This is a genomic window from Streptococcus wuxiensis (genome assembly GCF_040888245.1).
GTDB classification, from domain to species: Bacteria; Bacillota; Bacilli; order Lactobacillales; family Streptococcaceae; genus Streptococcus; species Streptococcus wuxiensis.
Map to the genome: position 1 here is coordinate 128,608 of NZ_JBFNFE010000001.1, position 18,894 is coordinate 147,501.

At 40.3% G+C, this 18,894-nt stretch carries 15 protein-coding genes and 1 pseudogene; 13 read left to right on the forward strand and 3 right to left on the reverse strand.

Annotated elements, in window-relative coordinates:
* Window positions 1-83: 83 nt before the first annotated feature.
* The gene (gene gor / locus AB2B47_RS00580; protein ID WP_320693370.1) at window positions 84-1,430 is read right to left on the reverse strand and encodes a glutathione-disulfide reductase; all 1,347 of its coding nucleotides are present in this window, start codon (window positions 1,428-1,430) and stop codon (window positions 84-86) included.
* A gap of 238 nt (window positions 1,431-1,668) precedes the next feature.
* Between gor and AB2B47_RS00585 the strand changes: the two are divergent.
* From AB2B47_RS00585 to AB2B47_RS00630, 10 genes and pseudogenes are all read left to right on the forward strand, one after another.
* Window positions 1,669-2,856 (forward strand): annotated as a pseudogene (locus AB2B47_RS00585) (efflux RND transporter periplasmic adaptor subunit).
* Complete coding sequence (locus AB2B47_RS00590) at window positions 2,840-3,541, forward strand: ABC transporter ATP-binding protein (protein WP_247913438.1); 702 nt, start codon at window positions 2,840-2,842, stop codon at window positions 3,539-3,541. The pseudogene AB2B47_RS00585 and the gene AB2B47_RS00590 overlap by 17 nt, the downstream one beginning before the upstream one ends.
* 1 nt (window position 3,542) lies before the next feature.
* Complete coding sequence (locus AB2B47_RS00595; RefSeq protein ID WP_320693371.1) at window positions 3,543-4,802, forward strand: ABC transporter permease; 1,260 nt, start codon at window positions 3,543-3,545, stop codon at window positions 4,800-4,802.
* A 136-nt stretch (window positions 4,803-4,938) separates the two neighbouring features.
* Window positions 4,939-6,936 (forward strand): methionine--tRNA ligase, encoded by a 1,998-nt coding sequence (gene metG / locus AB2B47_RS00600; RefSeq protein ID WP_006153304.1) that lies wholly within the window; start codon window positions 4,939-4,941, stop codon window positions 6,934-6,936.
* Window positions 6,937-7,190: 254 nt separating this feature from the next.
* A complete protein-coding gene (locus tag AB2B47_RS00605; protein ID WP_006153274.1) occupies window positions 7,191-8,117 on the forward strand; it encodes an aldo/keto reductase in 927 nt (308 codons plus the stop codon).
* 98 nt (window positions 8,118-8,215) lie between these two features.
* A complete protein-coding gene (locus AB2B47_RS00610) occupies window positions 8,216-8,452 on the forward strand; it encodes a DUF2829 domain-containing protein (RefSeq protein WP_006153235.1) in 237 nt (78 codons plus the stop codon).
* The gene (locus AB2B47_RS00615) at window positions 8,445-9,143 is read left to right on the forward strand and encodes a 3-oxoacyl-ACP reductase (RefSeq protein ID WP_006153270.1); all 699 of its coding nucleotides are present in this window, start codon (window positions 8,445-8,447) and stop codon (window positions 9,141-9,143) included. Before AB2B47_RS00610 ends, AB2B47_RS00615 begins: the two co-directional genes overlap by 8 nt.
* 9 nt (window positions 9,144-9,152) lie before the next feature.
* Window positions 9,153-9,653 (forward strand): NUDIX hydrolase, encoded by a 501-nt coding sequence (locus AB2B47_RS00620; RefSeq protein WP_006153295.1) that lies wholly within the window; start codon window positions 9,153-9,155, stop codon window positions 9,651-9,653.
* The gene (locus AB2B47_RS00625) at window positions 9,631-10,479 is read left to right on the forward strand and encodes a putative PEP-binding protein (RefSeq protein ID WP_320693372.1); all 849 of its coding nucleotides are present in this window, start codon (window positions 9,631-9,633) and stop codon (window positions 10,477-10,479) included. The genes AB2B47_RS00620 and AB2B47_RS00625 overlap by 23 nt, the downstream gene beginning before the upstream one ends.
* Window positions 10,476-10,916 carry an ASCH domain-containing protein gene (locus tag AB2B47_RS00630; RefSeq protein ID WP_006153321.1) on the forward strand — a complete coding sequence of 147 codons (441 nt, stop codon included), beginning with the start codon at window positions 10,476-10,478 and terminating at the stop codon, window positions 10,914-10,916. Before AB2B47_RS00625 ends, AB2B47_RS00630 begins: the two co-directional genes overlap by 4 nt.
* A 190-nt stretch (window positions 10,917-11,106) precedes the next feature.
* Here AB2B47_RS00630 and AB2B47_RS00635 read toward each other — a convergent pair whose 3' ends face one another.
* The gene (locus tag AB2B47_RS00635) at window positions 11,107-13,023 is read right to left on the reverse strand and encodes a Cna B-type domain-containing protein (RefSeq protein ID WP_320693373.1); all 1,917 of its coding nucleotides are present in this window, start codon (window positions 13,021-13,023) and stop codon (window positions 11,107-11,109) included.
* Between the two features lie 699 nt (window positions 13,024-13,722).
* Here AB2B47_RS00635 and AB2B47_RS00640 point away from each other — a divergent pair.
* The 3 genes from AB2B47_RS00640 to AB2B47_RS00650 all read left to right on the forward strand — a co-directional run bounded on the left by AB2B47_RS00640 (window position 13,723) and on the right by AB2B47_RS00650 (window position 18,383).
* Window positions 13,723-16,269 (forward strand): M1 family metallopeptidase, encoded by a 2,547-nt coding sequence (locus AB2B47_RS00640; protein WP_006153324.1) that lies wholly within the window; start codon window positions 13,723-13,725, stop codon window positions 16,267-16,269.
* Window positions 16,270-16,384: 115 nt separating this feature from the next.
* Window positions 16,385-17,056, forward strand: coding sequence for a response regulator transcription factor (locus tag AB2B47_RS00645; RefSeq protein WP_006153276.1), 672 nt, complete (start codon window positions 16,385-16,387; stop codon window positions 17,054-17,056).
* Window positions 17,049-18,383, forward strand: a complete 1,335-nt coding sequence (locus tag AB2B47_RS00650) for a sensor histidine kinase (protein WP_006153196.1) — start codon at window positions 17,049-17,051, stop codon at window positions 18,381-18,383. Before AB2B47_RS00645 ends, AB2B47_RS00650 begins: the two co-directional genes overlap by 8 nt.
* Before the next feature lie 27 nt (window positions 18,384-18,410).
* Here the strand turns inward: AB2B47_RS00650 and AB2B47_RS00655 are convergent, their stop codons facing one another.
* Window positions 18,411-18,686 (reverse strand): DUF3270 family protein, encoded by a 276-nt coding sequence (locus tag AB2B47_RS00655; protein WP_006153244.1) that lies wholly within the window; start codon window positions 18,684-18,686, stop codon window positions 18,411-18,413.
* Window positions 18,687-18,894 lie beyond the last annotated feature (208 nt).

Below are 18,894 nucleotides of genomic sequence, written 5' to 3' on the forward strand. Positions count from 1 at the left end.
TCAACCTATTTTAAAATAAAAGGTTACAAATTTGTAACGGCCGATTGAGATAAAAAAAGAGACCAAGGGGTCTCTCTTTTCTTTTAACGCATGGTCACAAATTCTTCTGAGCCGGTCGGGTGGATAGCGACAGTAGCATCAAAGTCTGCTTTTGTAGCTCCCATCTTGATAGCGACTGCGAAACCTTGGATCATTTCATCGACGCCATAGCCGATACCATGAAGTCCAACTACCTTTTCGTCTGCACCAGCTGTAACGAGCTTGAAGCGAGCTTCTTGACGGTGACTAGTAACGGCAGAATACATAGATGCAAATTTTGAAGTATAGACTTTGACGTTTTCTTGACCGTACTCTTTTATTGCTTCTTCCTCAGTCAGACCGACTGTTCCGATTGCTGGGTGTGAAAAAACTACAGTTGGAATAGTAGTGTAGTCCATTTTGGCATTGGTTTTACCGTTGAAAAGTCTCTCGGATAGGGTACGACCAGCTTTGATTGCGACAGGAGTTAGTTCCTTTTCACCTGTGACATCTCCAAGAGCGTAGATACCTTCAACGATAGTATTTTGGTATTCATCGACCTGGATAAAGCCGCGTTCATTGAGGGTGACACCAGTTTTTTCGAGTTGAAGTCCTTCAACATTTGGACGGCGACCAGTTGCCCAGATAACTTGACTGGCAGTGTGGCTGCTACCATCTTCAAAATGAATGGTAATGCCTTCTTCGGCTTTTTCAAGTTTTGCTGGAACCTTATGGGTGTGGAGGTTTAGTCCTGTATTTTCCATTTCTTGAACTAGACTCTCAACGATATAGCTATCAAATCCACGTAGCGGACGTTCACGACGGACAAATAAATCTGTCTGAACACCAAGTGTATGGAGTACACCAGCCAATTCGACAGCAATGTAACCAGCACCTAGAATAGCTACCGATTCAGGTAACTCTTCCCAGGCGAAGACATCATCTGAGCTACCACCTAGTTCAGCACCAGGAATAGCAGGGATATGAGGATGAGCTCCAGTCGCAATCACAATATGCTTAGCGTGGATCAATTCTCCATTAACGCTGACAGTATGAGCATCGACAAACTCGGCACGTCCTTCAATCAAATCAACTCCGTTGCGCTTGAAGCTTCCATCGTAAGACGAGCGAGCACGGTCAATGTAGGCTTCGCGATTCTTACGAAGTGTTGCAAAATTAAATTCGTTATTAGTGCTTGTGAAACCATAGTCAGGTCCATATTTGTGGATACTCTCTGCGATTTGCGCTCCATACCACATGATTTTTTTAGGGACACAGCCGAGGTTGACACAAGTTCCACCTAATTTCTTTTCCTCAATAACTGCCGCTTTAGCACCATGCTCACCAGCACGATTCATGGTAGCAATTCCCCCGCTACCTCCTCCGATGGCGATAATATCATATTCTCTCATAAGAAAGCTCCTTTAGTTGTTTTCTAGTCATATTCTATCTTTTTTTGGAGGCCAATGCAAAAATTTGCTACGTTTAAATTTCTTAAGAAAATGCTTGCAAAAATAAAAAAGAAGTTGTATTATATAACTAACACAACAATAAAAGATTTGGCAATTATTTTTGGATGGTCAGAAAGCAATTGTCCATTTTTATGACTTGTGCTATAATCTTAATATATGTTTATAAAAGAGGTATGATATGAAAAAGAAGTCAAAAGCTAAAAAATGGCCCCTATTTACAGCTATAGGAGTTACGTCAGTTCTTGTAGTAGGAGCAGCTGCTGTCCTTCTATTGAGACAACCAAATCAAGTTGCAACACAAGACGAAACTGCAAAAATCGTTCTTGCCAAAGAGGGGTCAGTGGCTTCATCGGTTCTCTTATCTGGTACCGTAACAGCTCAAAATGAACAATATGTATATTATGATGCTAGTAAAGGTGACTTGGATGAGGTTTCGGTCTCTGTCGGAGATAAGGTAAGTGAAGGCCAAGCTCTTGTTAAGTATAGTAGTACTGAAGCTCAGGCTGCCTATGATGCTGCCAGTCGTGCAGTTGCGAAAGCTGACCGTCATATCAATGAATTGAATGAGGCTCGAAATACTGCTGCAGCAACACCTGTGCTCCCTCAAGCAGGTATTGAAGGCGCTGCGGACCAAACCCAAGCACAATCTTCTACATCAGCTACAGCTTCTATCGATTCACAAATCAGTGATGCGCGTGATGTTCGTGCAGACGCGGCAGCGCAACTTGAAAAAGCCCAGGCACAGTTGGATGCAGCTACAGTTTTGAGTACAGTAGAAGGTACAGTTGTCGAAGTCAATCGCAATGTTTCAAAATCTCCAACAGGAAATAGCCAAGTATTGGTACATATCGTTAGTAACGACAACTTGTAGGTCAAGGGAGAACTTTCTGAGTACAACCTTGCAAATCTATCTGTAGGCCAAGAAGTTACCTTTACTTCTAAGGTTTATCCAGATAAAACTTGGAATGGTAAGATTAGCTATATTTCAAATTATCCAAAGAACAGTAGCGAAGCAAGTAGTAGCTTAGCTGGTTCAAACTCAGGATCTAAATACCCATATACGGTCGATGTAACTAGTGAAATTGGCGATTTGAAACAAGGTTTTTCTGTCAGTGTCGAAGTGAAAAGTATGAGTAAAGCATTGCTTGTTCCTATTACAAGTATCGTCATGGAAGAAGATAAAAACTATGTTTGGATTCTTGATGAAAATCAAAAGGCCAAAAAGGTTGAAGTTGGATTGGGCAATGCAGATGCAGAAAACCAAGAAATCACATCTGGTCTGACAGATGGAGCAAAAGTCATCAGTAATCCGACAGCTTCCTTGCAAGAAGGAAAAGAGGTGAAGACTGATGAAGCAACTAATTAGCCTCAAAAATATCTGCCGTAGCTATCGAAATGGTGATCAAGAGCTTCAAGTTCTCAAAAACATTAACCTTGAAGTTCACGAGGGAGAATTCGTGGCTATCATGGGACCATCTGGTTCTGGTAAGTCCACCCTCATGAATACCATTGGTATGTTGGATACCCCTACAAGTGGTCAGTATTTTCTAGATGGAAAAGAAGTAGCTGGTTTGGGTGAGAAACAATTAGCCAAGGTGCGAAATCAAGAGATTGGCTTTGTCTTTCAGCAATTCTTTCTCTTGTCCAAAATGAATGCTCTCCAGAATGTCGAACTTCCCTTGATTTATGCGGGAGTTTCAGCTTCAAAACGTCGCAAATTAGCAGAAGAGTATCTGGAAAAGGTTGAACTGACTGAGCGTAGTCATCACTTACCTTCGGAGTTGTCAGGTGGTCAGAAGCAAAGGGTTGCCATTGCGCGTGCTCTAGTCAACAATCCTTCTATTATTCTAGCAGACGAACCGACAGGGGCACTTGATACCAAAACAGGAAATCAAATCATGCAACTCTTGGTTGAATTAAATAAAGAAGGAAAAACCATTATCATGGTTACGCATGAGCCTGAAATCGCTGCTTACGCTAAGCGTCAGATTGTCATTCGTGATGGCGTCATTTCATCTGATAGTGGTCTCGTAGAAAAGGAGGAAAACTAAGATGCAGAATCTGAAATTTGCCTTTTCATCCATTATGGCCCACAAGATGCGGTCCTTCTTGACCATGATCGGGATTATCATCGGTGTATCCTCAGTTGTCGTGATTATGGCCTTAGGTGATTCCATGTCTCGTCAGGTCAATAAAAACATGACCAAGGCCCAGAAAGACATCCATGTCTTTTTCTCACCTACCAAGAGTAAGGACGGTTCCTTTACACAAAGACAATCTGCATTGACCTTGTCTGGTGGTCAAGAAGAAAATTTTGTTGAACCACCAAAACCTCAAGAATCTTGGGTTAAAGAAGCTGCCAAACTAAAAGGTGTGGACAGCTACTATGTAACCAACTCAGCCAATGTGACCTTGACTTATAAGGATAAAAAGGTCGAACACGCTAACATGACGGGTGGGAATGTCACCTATATGGATGCGGTCGAAAATGAAATCATTGCAGGTCGTGGACTTAAAGCACAAGATTATAAAGATTTTGCAAGTGTGATCATTTTAGATGAAGAGCTTGCCAATAGCCTTTTTGGTTCTGCAAAAGAAGCCCTCAACCAAATTGTTGAAGTAAATGAAATCAGTTACCGTGTTATTGGTGTTTATGCAAGTAAAGAAGCTAAGGCTGCGAAAACATTTGGAGTCGGAGGACTACCAATTACGACCAATATTTCCTTAGCGGCTAATTTTAACACAGATGAGATTTCAAATATTGTCTTCCGTGTCAATGATACTAGCTTAACCCAGACTTTGGGTCCAGAGTTAGCAAGAAGAATGACAGAGATTGCAGGTCTTCAACAAGGGGAGTATCAAGTTGCAGATGCGTCTGCCACCTTCCAAGAAGTACAACAACTCTTCGGCTTTATAACTACGATTATTAGTGCCATTGCAGGGATTTCCCTCTTTGTTGGTGGTACTGGTGTTATGAACATTATGCTTGTTTCGGTGACAGAGCGTACCCGTGAGATTGGTTTACGGAAAGCACTAGGAGCAACACGGGCTAATATTCTGGTTCAGTTCTTGATTGAATCCATGATTTTAACCTTATTAGGTGGATTCATTGGTCTACTGCTTGCTGCAGGGGTGACTATGCTTGCAGGTGTTCTTCTTCAAAACATGATTGCAGGAATAGAAGTTGGTGTATCCATCCCAATCGCTCTCTTTAGTCTAGCGGTCTCAGCTAGTATCGGTATGATATTCGGTGTTCTACCAGCCAATAAAGCCTCTAAGCTTGATCCTATCGAAGCACTTCGCTATGAATAAGACAATCAACAGGAAAAACGAGATGGACGCTTGTCTATCTTGTTTTTTGTATGGATTTCTCTATCGAAAATCACTAAAAATGTGGTATAATGAAGTGTTAGAAAAACAGGTTTCATTAGCCTGGAAAGGAAATATTATGTCTGAAAAGAATTTTTATATTACAACACCGATTTACTATCCATCTGGTAAACTTCATATCGGTTCTGCCTACACAACTATAGCATGTGATGTCTTAGCACGTTACAAACGCCTGATGGGCTACGATGTCTTTTATCTGACTGGTCTTGATGAGCATGGCCAAAAGATTCAACAAAAAGCAGAAGAAGCTGGCATCACGCCTCAAGCCTATGTTGATGGTATGGCAGTTGGAGTTAAAGAACTCTGGAAATTGCTTGATATCTCATATGATAAATTTATCCGTACTACAGATGATTACCATGAAAAAGTGGTAGCACAAGTTTTTGAACGCTTGCTTGCTCAAGATGACATCTACCTAGGTGAATACTCTGGCTGGTACTCAGTATCCGATGAGGAATTCTTTACAGAAAGCCAGCTTGCGGAAGTTTTCCGTGATGAAGCTGGAAATGTAACAGGTGGTATCGCTCCATCAGGTCACGAGGTTGAATGGGTTTCAGAAGAGTCTTACTTCCTTCGCCTCAGCAAATACCAAGACCGCTTGGTCGAATTTTTCAAATCACATCCTGACTTCATCACTCCAGATGGTCGCCTTAATGAAATGTTGCGTAACTTCATTGAACCAGGCTTGGAAGACTTAGCAGTTTCTCGTACAACCTTTACCTGGGGTGTACCAGTCCCATCAAATCCGAAACACGTTGTCTACGTTTGGATCGATGCCCTTCTTAACTATGCGACAGCTCTTGGTTACGGTCAAGATGAACATGGTAACTTTGATAAGTTCTGGAATGGAACAGTCTTCCAAATGGTTGGGAAAGACATCCTTCGTTTCCACTCCATCTACTGGCCAATCCTTCTTATGATGTTGGATGTTAAATTACCTGACCGCTTGATTGCCCATGGTTGGTTTGTCATGAAAGATGGCAAGATGTCCAAGTCTAAAGGGAATGTCGTTTACCCTGAAATGTTGGTAGAGCGCTATGGTCTCGATCCACTTCGTTACTACCTCATGCGTAGCCTTCCAGTTGGTTCAGACGGAACCTTCACTCCAGAGGACTATGTAGGTCGTATCAACTATGAATTGGCAAACGACCTTGGAAACCTCCTCAACCGTACGGTTTCAATGATTAACAAGTACTTTGATGGTCAAATCCCTGCCTATGTAGAAGGTGTAACAGACTTTGACAATGAACTTGCTCAAGTGGCAGAACAATCAATCGCTAACTACCATACCTACATGGAAGCAGTTGACTACCCACGTGCGCTTGAAGCAGTCTGGACTCTTATCTCACGTACTAATAAATACATCGATGAGACAGCTCCATGGGTACTGGCTAAGGACGAAGCGCACCGTGAGCAATTGGCAAGTGTGATGAGCCACTTGGCAGCCAGCCTTCGTGTCGTAGCTCACTTGATTGAGCCATTTATGATGGAAACCAGTCGTGCAGTCTTGACACAACTTGGTCTAGCAGAAGTTTCTAGCCTTGAAAACTTGAGCCTAGCTGATTTCCCTGCAGGTGTAACAGTAGTTGCCAAAGGAACACCAATCTTCCCACGTCTCGAAATGGAAGAAGAAATCGCCTATATCAAGGAACAAATGGAAGGCAACAAGCCAGCCGTCGAAAAAGAATGGAATCCAGACGAAGTCGAACTCAAACTAAACAAGGAAGAAATCAAGTTTGAAGACTTCGACAAGGTTGAAATCCGTGTTGCTGAAGTCAAAGAAGTTTCTAAAGTGGAAGGTTCTGACAAGTTGCTTCAATTCCGCCTAGATGCTGGTGATGGTGAAGACCGTCAAATCCTCTCAGGTATTGCGAAATTCTATCCAAACGAACAAGAATTGGTCGGCAAGAAAGTCCAAATCGTTGCCAACCTTAAACCACGTAAAATGATGAAAAAATATGTCAGCCAAGGGATGATCCTCTCAGCTGAACATGATGGCAAATTAACCCTTCTAACAGTTGATCCAGCTGTACCAAACGGAAGTGTGATTGGGTAAGATTTAAGAGAGTGGGACAGAAATCGGTAATTCGTTAGACTTCGATTTCGTCGTCCCACCTCCGCACAGTAGAGTAGGGCTGTAAAAGCTGATGAAATCAGCGTAGTAGAGCCCACTCAACCACTGCGTCTGGCTCGACAATCCAAAGACAATTGAGAGGCTAGGACTTTTGTCCCAGCCTCTTTCTTTTTTTATGTAGTAGTTGATAAAAGTGTCATTCTACTTTATAATGAAGAAAAACGGAGGAAATTGCCATGAAATACATTCCATTTGGTCAAGAGAAAAGAGAATTGTCCGAAATCGTCCTAGGTATGATGCGAATCAGTGACAAGTCAGTTAAAGAGGTTGAGGAGTTGGTTGAAACAGCCCTATCTGTAGGAATTAATGCCTTTGATTTGGCAGATATCTATGGTGGAGGTCGTTGCGAAGAATTACTGGGTCAAGTGTTAAACAATCGTCCTGACCTGCGAGAAAAGATGTGGATCCAGTCCAAGTGTGGCATTCGCATAGAAGAATTTACCTATTTTGATTTTTCAAAAGATTATATTTTAGAATCAGTAGACGGGATTCTAAAAAGATTTCAGGTTGATTATCTAGATAGTTTGCTTCTCCATCGACCAGATGCTTTGATGGAAGCTGATCAAGTGGCTCAAGCCTTTGAAATTCTACACAAATCAGGTAAAGTTCGAGACTTCGGTGTGTCCAATCAAAATCCTATGATGATGGAATTACTGAAGAAAGAGGTCAAACAACCTTTATCTATCAATCAATTACAACTAAGCGCAGCTTTCACGCCAGGATTTGAAGCAGGATTTCATGTCAATATGGAAGGTGACAAGGCAGCTTTGCGTGATGGTAGCGTCTTTGAATACTGCAAATTAAATGACATGGTTATTCAGGCCTGGTCAGTCTTGCAGTTCGGATATTTCAAAGGGAATTTTGTCGGTAATGAGAAGTTCCAACAACTAAACCAAGTCCTAAATCGATTAGCCTTAAAATACGGTGTAAGCCCATCAGCAATTGCTATCGCTTGGGTGTTACGCTACCCAGCTAAGATGCAGGCAGTAGTAGGAACAACCAATCCAAAGCATTTAATAGAGGCAAGCCAAGCAAGTCATGTCAACCTAACTCGAAAAGAATGGTATGAGATTTACCTCGCAGCAGGGAATGATTTGCCGTAAGGGGAATTTGCATTTCAGAACTCACAGTCAAAAAGCCGTTGAAAAACGGTTTTTTGTTATAATGAAATTAAGATTTATAGATAATTAAGGAGAGAAACATGACATTTGAAGAAATTTTACCTGGACTAAAGTCTAAGAAGAAATATGTGCGTACTGGTTGGGGTGGGGCTGAAAACTATGTGCAGCTTTTTGACACCATCGAGCAAAATGGCGTCGCCCTTGAAGTGACACCCTATTTCCTTATCAACGTATCTGGTGAAGGAGAAGGTTTTTCTATGTGGAGTCCAACTCCTTGTGATGTCTTAGCGACGGATTGGGTGGAAGTTCATGACTAGACGAGTTTTGGTGACAGGCGTTAGCTCAGGGATTGGTCTGGCTCAAGCTCGACTCTTTTTAGAAAAAGGTTATCAGGTTTTTGGAGTGGATCAGGGTGAAAATCCTGAATTACAGGGTGACTTTCACTTTTTACAACGTGATTTAACGCTTGACTTGGAACCAATTTTTGACTGGTGTCCTCAGGTAGATGTTCTCTGCAATACAGCTGGGGTTTTGGATGACTACAAACCTTTACTAGAACAATCCGCCCAAGAAATCCAAGAGATTTTTGAAATCAACTATGTAACGCCTGTGGAGTTAACCCGCTATTATTTGATGAACATGTTAGAAAATAAGCGAGGAATCATCATCAATATGTGTTCCATTGCCTCAAGTCTAGCAGGCGGAGGTGGACACGCCTATACCTCGTCTAAGCACGCCTTGGCTGGTTTTACCAAGCAATTAGCTCTAGACTATGCTGAAGCTGGGATTCAGGTCTTTGGCATTGCTCCTGGTGCAGTTAAGACAGGTATGACCGCTGCCGACTTTGAACCAGGTGGTCTGGCAGACTGGGTAGCCAGTGAAACACCCATCAAACGCTGGATTGAGTCAGAGGAAGTGGCAGAAGTTAGCCTCCTCCTAGCAAGTGGAAAGGCAAGCGCCATGCAAGGACAAATCTTGACTATTGATGGTGGCTGGAGCTTGAAGTAGGAGAATCTGATGGAAATCAAAAATCACTTTGGGGTATACGGAGTCTGTCTTCAAGAGGGAAAACTGCTCTGTATTGAAAAAACAAGAGGCCCCTATCAGCATCGTTTTGACCTACCAGGTGGTAGCCAGGAAGTAGGGGAGGGACTGACTGAAACCCTCAAGAGAGAAGTTCTGGAAGAGACGGGTTATATGCTTAGTCAGTATTCAAATCCTAGGATTTATGATGTGCTGGTTCATGAAGAAGGGCAAGACTTCGCAGTACACCATATTATGGCCTTTTATGATATCGTACTCGATTTCGAAGGCTCTCAAAAATTCCTACCTCATGAAGTTTTTGACGGAAGCAATGATTCAGCAAATACCATTTGGGTCCCTATTGAGCAGTTGACCGAAGAAAATGCCTCACCCTTAGTATTGAAGGTGAAGGCAGAGTTACGAGGATTTCCAGAATTAGAACTGATAAGCTATAAGAATTGGAAGGTAAAACATGCAAAATCAACTGGCTTTTAGTGGCGAAAGAATTGATGAAAAAGTTTATCCACATTTATTGCACCACGTCGGCTTGATTCGTGGGGAATACTTGCTAAGAGAGCTCAATCAAAACATACTATTACCAAATTGTCAGCAATTTGTGAAAGATTATCTAGACACTATTTGTCATTTGTACTCAGATGAAGAAGTTTGGTATCGCTTTTCAGAGTTAACAAATGCAGAAGCAAATAGTCTAGACGGGACTAAAGAGTATTTTGACGAACGCCACCCCTTATTTGGATACAGAGGTATCAGGCGTTTGTTGGCGTGTCCAGATGAATTTCAGGCTGAGGCAAATGTCGTTACAGATGTTTATCAAAATAATCCCAATTTGTCTGTTATTTTTTCTTTTGTTAATGATGCCGACCAATTAAAACGAGCTATTACATTGTTACGTCAGCATGGTTTTACTGGAAAAGTTGGAACAATGATTGAATTACCGTCAGCTTATTTTGACTTGGACAGGATACTGGAAACTGATATTTCAAAGATTGTAGTGGGAATGAATGATTTGACTTCATTTATTTTTGCGACTGTAAGAAACAGTCAATGGCATGATATGGAAAGTCCCATTATGTTAGAAATGCTGAGACATATGCAGGATAAAGCAAGGATGAAAAAGATAGATTTCGCTGTAGCAGGCTATCTGAATGCTTCTTTCATACAAAAAATGAATCAGATGGGGATTGAGTGCATTATCCACTACAGTTCTATTCCAGAGATTTTTGATTTAAAAATTGACCATCCAGACCATCTCAAACGTGTAAAAGAAGAAAGTAAAAAAATACAAAGGAGCAACCTATGACACCTCAAGAAATGTGGAATGCCTATAAGCGAATCAACCCCTTTATCGGTGATGAGATAGACGCCTGGGCTTTTGGGGTGGAAGCTGATCTCTTGGCAGACTTGGTTTTAAAAGGTGAAAAGACGGCAACCGCCTCAGCTTATGACCTTTACGCACTAGAGGACGAACCCCTTCCCCAAGAAGGGACCTTTGATGTTATTTTAGACAGTAAGGATCAAGCTATCTGCATTATTGAAATTACAAAGGTTTCCGTTCAGCCTTTCCATCAGGTTTCAGCCGACCATGCCTACAAGGAAGGTGAAGGCGATAAATCCTTAGCCTACTGGCGTCAGGTTCATGAGGAGTTTTTCACGGAGTGGCTGGAGGAAGCTGGTCTGACTTTCACACCCGAAAGTAAGGTTGTTTTAGAAGAATTTCGCAAGGTTTACCCTCTGTAGACTGCTATAAGAAATAAAGTTTTGGAAATCACTATCCAAAACTTTTTTCTGACTTTAAATGATAAAATAGCCAAACAAAAAGCGGACAATCATGTCCGCTTTTTTCAATCTATCAAGTGAAGTTGTGGATAAAGTATTTCAAAGATGTTTGTCTTTTGAATCCTTATTCAGTCACTTCTACATTGGTTGATTATTTTTTACGATAATGTAAAACTGTTCCTACAGCTACGATAAGCATTGCAACACCAGCAACAGAAACAATTAGGCTATTACGTTCACCAGTATTTGGAAGTCCTGGTTTGTCTCCAGTTGTTGTAGTGGTTTTTGAACCATTAGCTTCAGGAGTTGTTTTTTCTGAATTTGGAGTTGTTGTAGAGTTTGACTCTTCACTACTATTTTGACTAGTTGGCTCTTCTGGAGTCGTAGTTGTAGTGGTTGAAGATGAAGTCTTAGGCTCTTCAGTCGGAGTTGTAGTAGTTGAAGATGAAGCCTTAGGCTCTTCAGTCGTAGTTGTAGTAGTTGAAGTTGAAGCCTTAGGCTCTTCAGTTGTAGTTGTAGTAGTGGAAGTTGAACCCTTAGGCTCTTCAGTTGTAGTTGTAGTAGTGGAAGTTGAACCCTTAGGCTCTTCAGTTGTAGTTGTAGTAGTGGAAGTTGAACCCTTAGGCTCTTCAGTTGTAGTTGTAGTAGTGGAAGTTGAACCCTTAGGCTCTTCAGTTGTAGTTGTAGTAGATGTAGTTGTAGACTCTGTAGTAGTTGTTGTAGTAGATGTAGTCGTAGACTCTGTAGTAGTAGTTGTAGTGGTTGTTGTAGTTGGTTTGTTTGATGTGTTGACGACCTTAATCACGTTTGCATCATCAATTTTTTCAACTTTAGAAGTGTAACCTTCAGGTGTATTTGTTTCCACTACTGAGTACTCAATCTTCTTACCGTCTTTGATACCTGGTAAATTAGTGAATGCTGCTTTCCAATCAGAAGCTTTTGTAAGAGTTTGTGTCATCCCTTCCAAGGCTTGGCCGTCAGCATACAATTGAACTGTGATATCTTTACGGTCAGATTCTTCGTCTCCAACCCATTCTTTTTGAACGGTCACAGTTGTGTCACCAGATACCCAGAATTTCAACTCAGTGTTGTTCCAGAAAGCCGGATCTTCTTGAGGAGTTGTGATTTCGTCAGATTTCAATGTAGCGTTGTTATCTACGCGAATGGTAGTCTTAGGAATTAATGTTTGGTATTCGATGATTAATTCTTCGTCCGTAGCTGTTTTGAAAACATCGCTGACGTCTGATAAATTAACGGTAAATCCATTACCGTCGGCATCGAATTTAACATGTTTCCAGAAGTCCCATCCTGAAGCAACCACTTGTCCACCTTTTCTTAATGTGAATGATGGTTTCAAGTAAGTTCCCACAAAGAATTCACTTGCAGCATGATTAGCTGCAGGAGCAAAAGTGATTTTTGAGTAATCTACAGATGGAGCTTGGATACGGTCACTAACAACTGGGTTAGTGAGGGCTTGTTTCTTACCATCTCCGTTGATACGGATGAACCATTTTGTTAGATAGTAGTCATCTCCAACATTCATCCATGCATAGTTTTCAGATGCATCTAATTTGAATTGTTTAGCTACATAGTCACCAGTAAGGTTGTACTTGTTCAACACAGATTCAAATACGCCAGGACCGTCAGGACGTGTGATGACAACTGATTCAGAACCTACTTTTGAAGTAGCTGTTTTGTTACCAGGATTTCCTGGTGTGTTATCCCATTCTGCTTTGTATGAGAATCCACCTTTAACGTTTTCGTTCATTGACTCGATTGCTTTTTTGAATGTAAAAGTAATCTTTTTGTTTGTCATTGAAATAGTCGCTACTTCAGCACCATTAGCTTGAAGTGATTGCGTTGCGAGTTCTGTGATATTGACACCTTCTGGAGCGTCAATGGTGAAAGTGTCCCCATCTTTAACAGATTTACCTGTTAAATCCCAGTCAAATGAGAAGGTAACTTTTTGTCCATTTGCTTGAGCTTTTAAATTAGTTACTGTCGGTGTAACAGTCGCTGCAGAAACTGGCTTGATGATTGAAAAACCAAGAGCAACTATACTGAACATTGCAACAAACGCGAATAATTTTTTATATAGAGATTTCAATTTCCCCAAATCCTTTCTTCTATAAAATCTTCTTGTTTGGTAATAACACCCAAAATATTGATTTATATCATTTAATAAAATTGACAGTCCTATTCTGACGAAAAATCCTTTCTTTATTGCAGTTTACTCCAGCTCCATTGAAAATAAATTAATGCAATAGTTCTGAGACTCCGTATGTTATCAACTACTTTATATTTAGAGTAACGATTAGACGTAAAAGGGATTTTCTGCTAGTTTATTTCATGGACGTGAATCCAATATTTAAAAAATAACTAATGAATTTTTTAAATATTGGATTCGATTCTGAAGAAAACTAATAATAGAAGTGCAATATATTAAAAAAGACATAATAATTGTCATAAATTAAGTATTAATATACCAAACACACTAATTTTAGCACTAACGTATGTATTAGTCAACGAAAATGACGCGAATTTCCTATAATTTTTGGTGTTTTTTGACTTGTTTTGACAAAATCCCAAAACAGGCTTAAAATATAGAAATTCTAGGCGTTCGCAAAACCGTTTTCTTATTATTTGAGTTTAAAAAGACAAAAATTGTATAAATGAACGTTCAAAGCTTTTTTCTGACTAAAAATATGATAAAATAGGTATGTTTGAACTAGAGCATTCGCTCATAAATTTAGAATAGGAGAATATGATGCAAGCAGTAGAACATTATATAGAAAAATTTGTTCCTGAACATTATGATTTATTTTTAGACTTGAGTCGTGAGACCAAGACTTTTTCAGGGAAAGTAACCATTACTGGTCAAGCTAAAAGTGACCGTATTTCCCTTCACCAAAAAGACTTGGAAATTGCTTCTGTTGAAGTAGCAGGACAAGCTCGTCCATTTACAGTTGATAACGAAAACGAAGCTCTTCATATCGAACTTACAGAAGCAGGTTCAGTTGAATTGGTTATTGCTTTTTCAGGTAAAATCACAGACAACATGACAGGAATCTATCCATCATACTACACAGTTGATGGAGTTAAGAAGGAAGTTTTGTCGACTCAGTTTGAGAGCCACTTTGCCCGCGAAGCCTTCCCATGTGTGGATGAGCCAGAAGCTAAAGCAACCTTTGACCTAGCTCTTCGTTTTGACCAAGCAGAAGGCGAACTTGCCTTGTCAAACATGCCAGAAATCGATGTTGAAAACCGCAAAGAAACTGGCATCTGGAAGTTTGAAACTACACCTCGTATGTCTTCTTACTTGCTAGCTTTCGTAGCTGGTGATTTGCAAGGGGTAACTGCTAAAACTAAAAATGGTACTTTGGTAGGTGTATACTCAACTAAGGCACATCCACTTTCAAACCTCGATTTCTCACTAGATATCGCTGTTCGTTCTATTGAATTTTACGAAGACTACTACGGAGTCAAGTATCCAATCCCTCAATCTCTTCACATCGCCCTTCCTGACTTCTCAGCAGGTGCTATGGAAAACTGGGGTCTCGTAACCTACCGTGAAGTCTACTTGGTTGTAGATGAGAACTCTACCTTTGCCAGCCGTCAACAAGTAGCCCTCGTTATTGCCCACGAGCTTGCTCACCAATGGTTCGGTAACCTCGTAACTATGAAATGGTGGGATGATCTTTGGCTCAACGAAAGCTTCGCCAACATGATGGAATACGTCTGTGTGGATGCGATTGAGCCAAGCTGGAATATCTTTGAAGATTTCCAAACAAGTGGAGTGCCAGCCGCTCTTAAACGTGATGCGACTGATGGTGTTCAGTCTGTTCACGTCGAAGTCAAACACCCAGATGAAATCAATACACTCTTTGACTCTGCTATCGTTTATGCTAAAGGAAGCCGTCTCATGCACATGCTTCGTCGTTGGCTAGGAGATGCTGATTTTGCTAAAGGCTTGCACGCTTACTTTGAAAAACACCAATACGGAAACACTATTGGTCGTGACCTTTGGAATGCCCTTGGTCACGCATCAGGCCGTGATGTAGCAGCCTTTATGGATTCTTGGTTGGAGCAACCTGGTTATCCAGTTTTGACTGCTACAGTTGAAAATGATGTTTTGAAGATCTCACAAAAACAATTCTTCATCGGTGAGCATGAAGACAAGAATCGTCTTTGGGTAGTACCCCTTAACAGTAACTGGAAAGGTTTGCCAGATACACTCGAAACTGAAAGCATCGAAATTCCTGGTTATGCAGCTCTTCTTGCTGAAAACAAAACAGCTCTTCGTCTCAACACTGAAAATACTGCCCACTACATTACTGACTATCAAGGTGAATTACTGGATGCTATCCTTTCAGAATTAGTTGAACTTGATAACACAAGTAAGCTTCAAATCGTCCAAGAACGTCGTTTGCTTGCTGAAGCAGGACATGTATCATATGCAGACTTGTTGCCAGTGCTTGATAAACTTGCTAAGGAAGAGTCTTACCTGGTTGTTGCTGCAGTTTCTCAAGTTGTTTCTGCCCTTGAGCGCTTTATCGATGAAGGAACAGAAGCTGAGAAAGCCTTTAACACTTTGGTTGCTAAATTGGCCCGTCACAACTATGAAAGACTTGGTTTTGAAGCGAAAGAGGGAGAATCTGATGAAGATGAATTGGTTCGTCAATTGACCATTTCTATGATGATTCGTTCAAATGATGAAGAAGCTAGTCAGGCAGCAAGTCAAATCTTTGCAGCCCATAAAGAAAAACTTGCAGGTCTTCCGGCAGCCATTCGTTCTCAAGTTCTTATCAATGAGATCAAACATCACGAAACTAAGGAATTGGTGGCGACTTATCTGGATCTATACACTCATGCAACGGATGCAGTTTTCAAACGTCAATTAGCAGCTGCGCTTGCATACAGTACAGATGCAGAAAACATCCAAACTCTTCTTGCAACTTGGAAGGACAAATTTGTCGTGAAACCACAAGACCTTTCAGCATGGTACCTCCAATTCCTTGGACACCAAGCTACCCAAGAAACTGTTTGGGTTTGGGCTCGTGAAAACTGGGATTGGATCAAGGCAGCCCTTGGTGGAGATATGAGCTTTGACAGCTTTGTCATCTTCCCATCACATATCTTTAAAACAGAACAACGTTTGGCAGAGTATAAGGCCTTCTTTGAACCACAACTTTCTGATCTTGCCCTTAGCCGTAATATCAGCATGGGTATCAAGGATATCGCAGCACGCGTTGAATTGATTAAACGTGAGAAAGCAGCAGTTGAAGCAGTTGTTGCACAATATGGCAAGGCTTAAAAACTTCTTGACTAAATAGTATATAAAAACTCAACTTTCTCTTAGAAAAACAAGGAAAGTTGAGTTTTTTTTAAGATATTTTTGCTATAATGGATATAATAAGGAGGAATTTTTGATGATTAAAATTCTATTAGTGGAAGATGACCTAGGCCTGTCAAATTCAGTCTTTGATTTTTTGGATGATTTTGCAGATGTTATGCAGGTATTTGATGGCGAAGAAGGTCTCTACGAGGCTGAAAGTGGCGTCTATGACTTGATTCTATTGGACTTGATGTTACCAGAAAAAAATGGTTTCCAAGTCTTAAAAGAACTACGTGAAAAAGGTGTTTCGACTCCTGTTCTCATCATGACAGCCAAGGAAAGTCTTGATGACAAAGGACATGGATTTGAGCTGGGAGCAGATGATTATCTAACCAAACCATTTTATCTAGAAGAACTCAAGATGCGTATTCAGGCCCTTCTCAAACGATCAGGGAAATTTAACGAAAATACCTTAACGTACGGTGATTTGACAGTCAATCTATCTACTAATGAAGTTAAGGTTCAAGATGCCTCTGTTGAGCTGCTTGGTAAAGAATTTGAACTCTTGGTCTATTTCCTCCAAAACCAAAATGTCATCTTACCAAAAACCCAAATCTTTGACCGTTTATGGGGATTTGACAGTGACACAACCATTTCCGTTGTAGAAGTTTATGTATCAAAAGTTCGTAAGAAATTGAAAGGTTCAACCTTTGCTGAAAATCTCCAAACTTTGCGTAGTGTTGGGTATATTTTAAAACATGTTTAAGAAATTAAAAAAGAATTGGTACGCAGAAGATTTTAGCTACTTTATTCGTAATTTTGGTGTGTTCACCCTAATTTTCTCTGCCATGACCTTGATTATCTTGCAGGTTATGCACTCCAGTCTCTACACATCAGTGGATGAGAAACTGCTATCTCTCAGCAACAATCCTCAGGACATCATTCAATTGGCCGTCAATCGTGCAACTGAAGACGTTAAGGATTTAGGTAGTGGCAGTGTCGCTTCAGCATCTGATAAAAAACCAAATGTGAGTTCCAATACTGAAGTGATTTTGCTAGATTCAAATTTGAATCAATTAGTGACTGGTAATCGCTTTTTAGGATTAGACAGAATAACGTTCAATAAAAAGGATTTAAACCATATCCGACAACTTCATGTTGTGAATAGCTACGGCCAGGATGAGATTTATCGGGTGGTCTTAACGGAAATGAATATTGATTCTGTTTCGACTAATATTAAGTATGCTGCTATCCTGATTAACACAAGCCAACTAGAGCAAATTAGTCAAAACCACGAGCAGTTAATCGTGGTGGTAATGGCAAGTTTTTGGATTCTATCTATCTTAGCCAGTCTTTATCTTGCACGTGTCAGTGTTAAACCCTTACTTGAAAGTATGCAAAAGCAAAAAAGCTTTGTGGAAAATGCCAGTCATGAATTACGGACTCCGTTGGCAGTTCTTCAGAACCGTCTGGAAACTCTTTTTAGAAAACCAGAGGCGACTATTATGGAGTCAAGTGAGAGTATCGCTTCTAGTTTGGAAGAAGTTCGAAATATGAAGTTTCTAACAACTAACCTTCTCAATCTGGCACGTAGAGATGATGGAATCAAGCCTGAGTTTGGAGAGGTAGAGCCAGACTTCTTTAATACAACCTTTACTAACTATGAGATGATTGCGTCCGAGAATAATCGTGTTTTTCGTTTCCAAAATCGTGTTCATCGCACCATTATCACAGATAAACTCCTCCTCAAGCAATTGATGACCATTCTGTTTGACAATGCGGTCAAGTATACAGAAGAAGAAGGAGATATATATTTTGAGATTTCAACGAAAGAACGAAGCCTCTATTTAACGGTAGCTGATAATGGGATCGGTATTTCTGTAGCCGATAAAAAGAAAATCTTTGATCGTTTTTATCGTGTTGATAAGGCACGTACACGGCAAAAGGGTGGTTTCGGTTTAGGCTTGTCTTTAGCTAAGCAGATCGTCGATGCCTTAAAAGGCTCTATCAGTGTGAAAGATAACAAACCTAACGGAACAATTTTTGAAGTCAAGATAGCTATCACAACACCATCAAAACGAAAGAATAAATAAAAAAAACCTTCGATTTATCGAAGGTTTTTATTTGAATTTTTTCTTGATAAAAGTGCGCTGAAATTGTAAAGCTACAAGACTGAGGCCGATAGCCAAAGCAAATGATAAAACAGTGTTCAATTTAAGCGATAAGAACATAAAACTAAAGATAGCTAAAAAGACACAGAAGCAAGCAATGTTTACAAAAAATAGGACTTCCTTTACACTAGCAACAGAAGTATTTTCTGGGACATAATCTTGAAACTGAGCAGCTTTTATACTTTCTTGTTCTAACTCATACGGGTGTAGTTTTCTTGCGGGCATATTTCTCTCCTTAACAGTACATTACTATTTTATCATTTTTTAAAGAGAGAATTATTACAGGATTGTTACAAATTGCATAAAATCTGTTATCAAGGCCAATTTCGGAAATCTTGACATGCTGATGGGAAAATGATAGGATGAGTAAACCGTTTAAACTTTATCATTTTCTCATATTATATACAAGGAAAATTTGATGGTTAAAACGAAT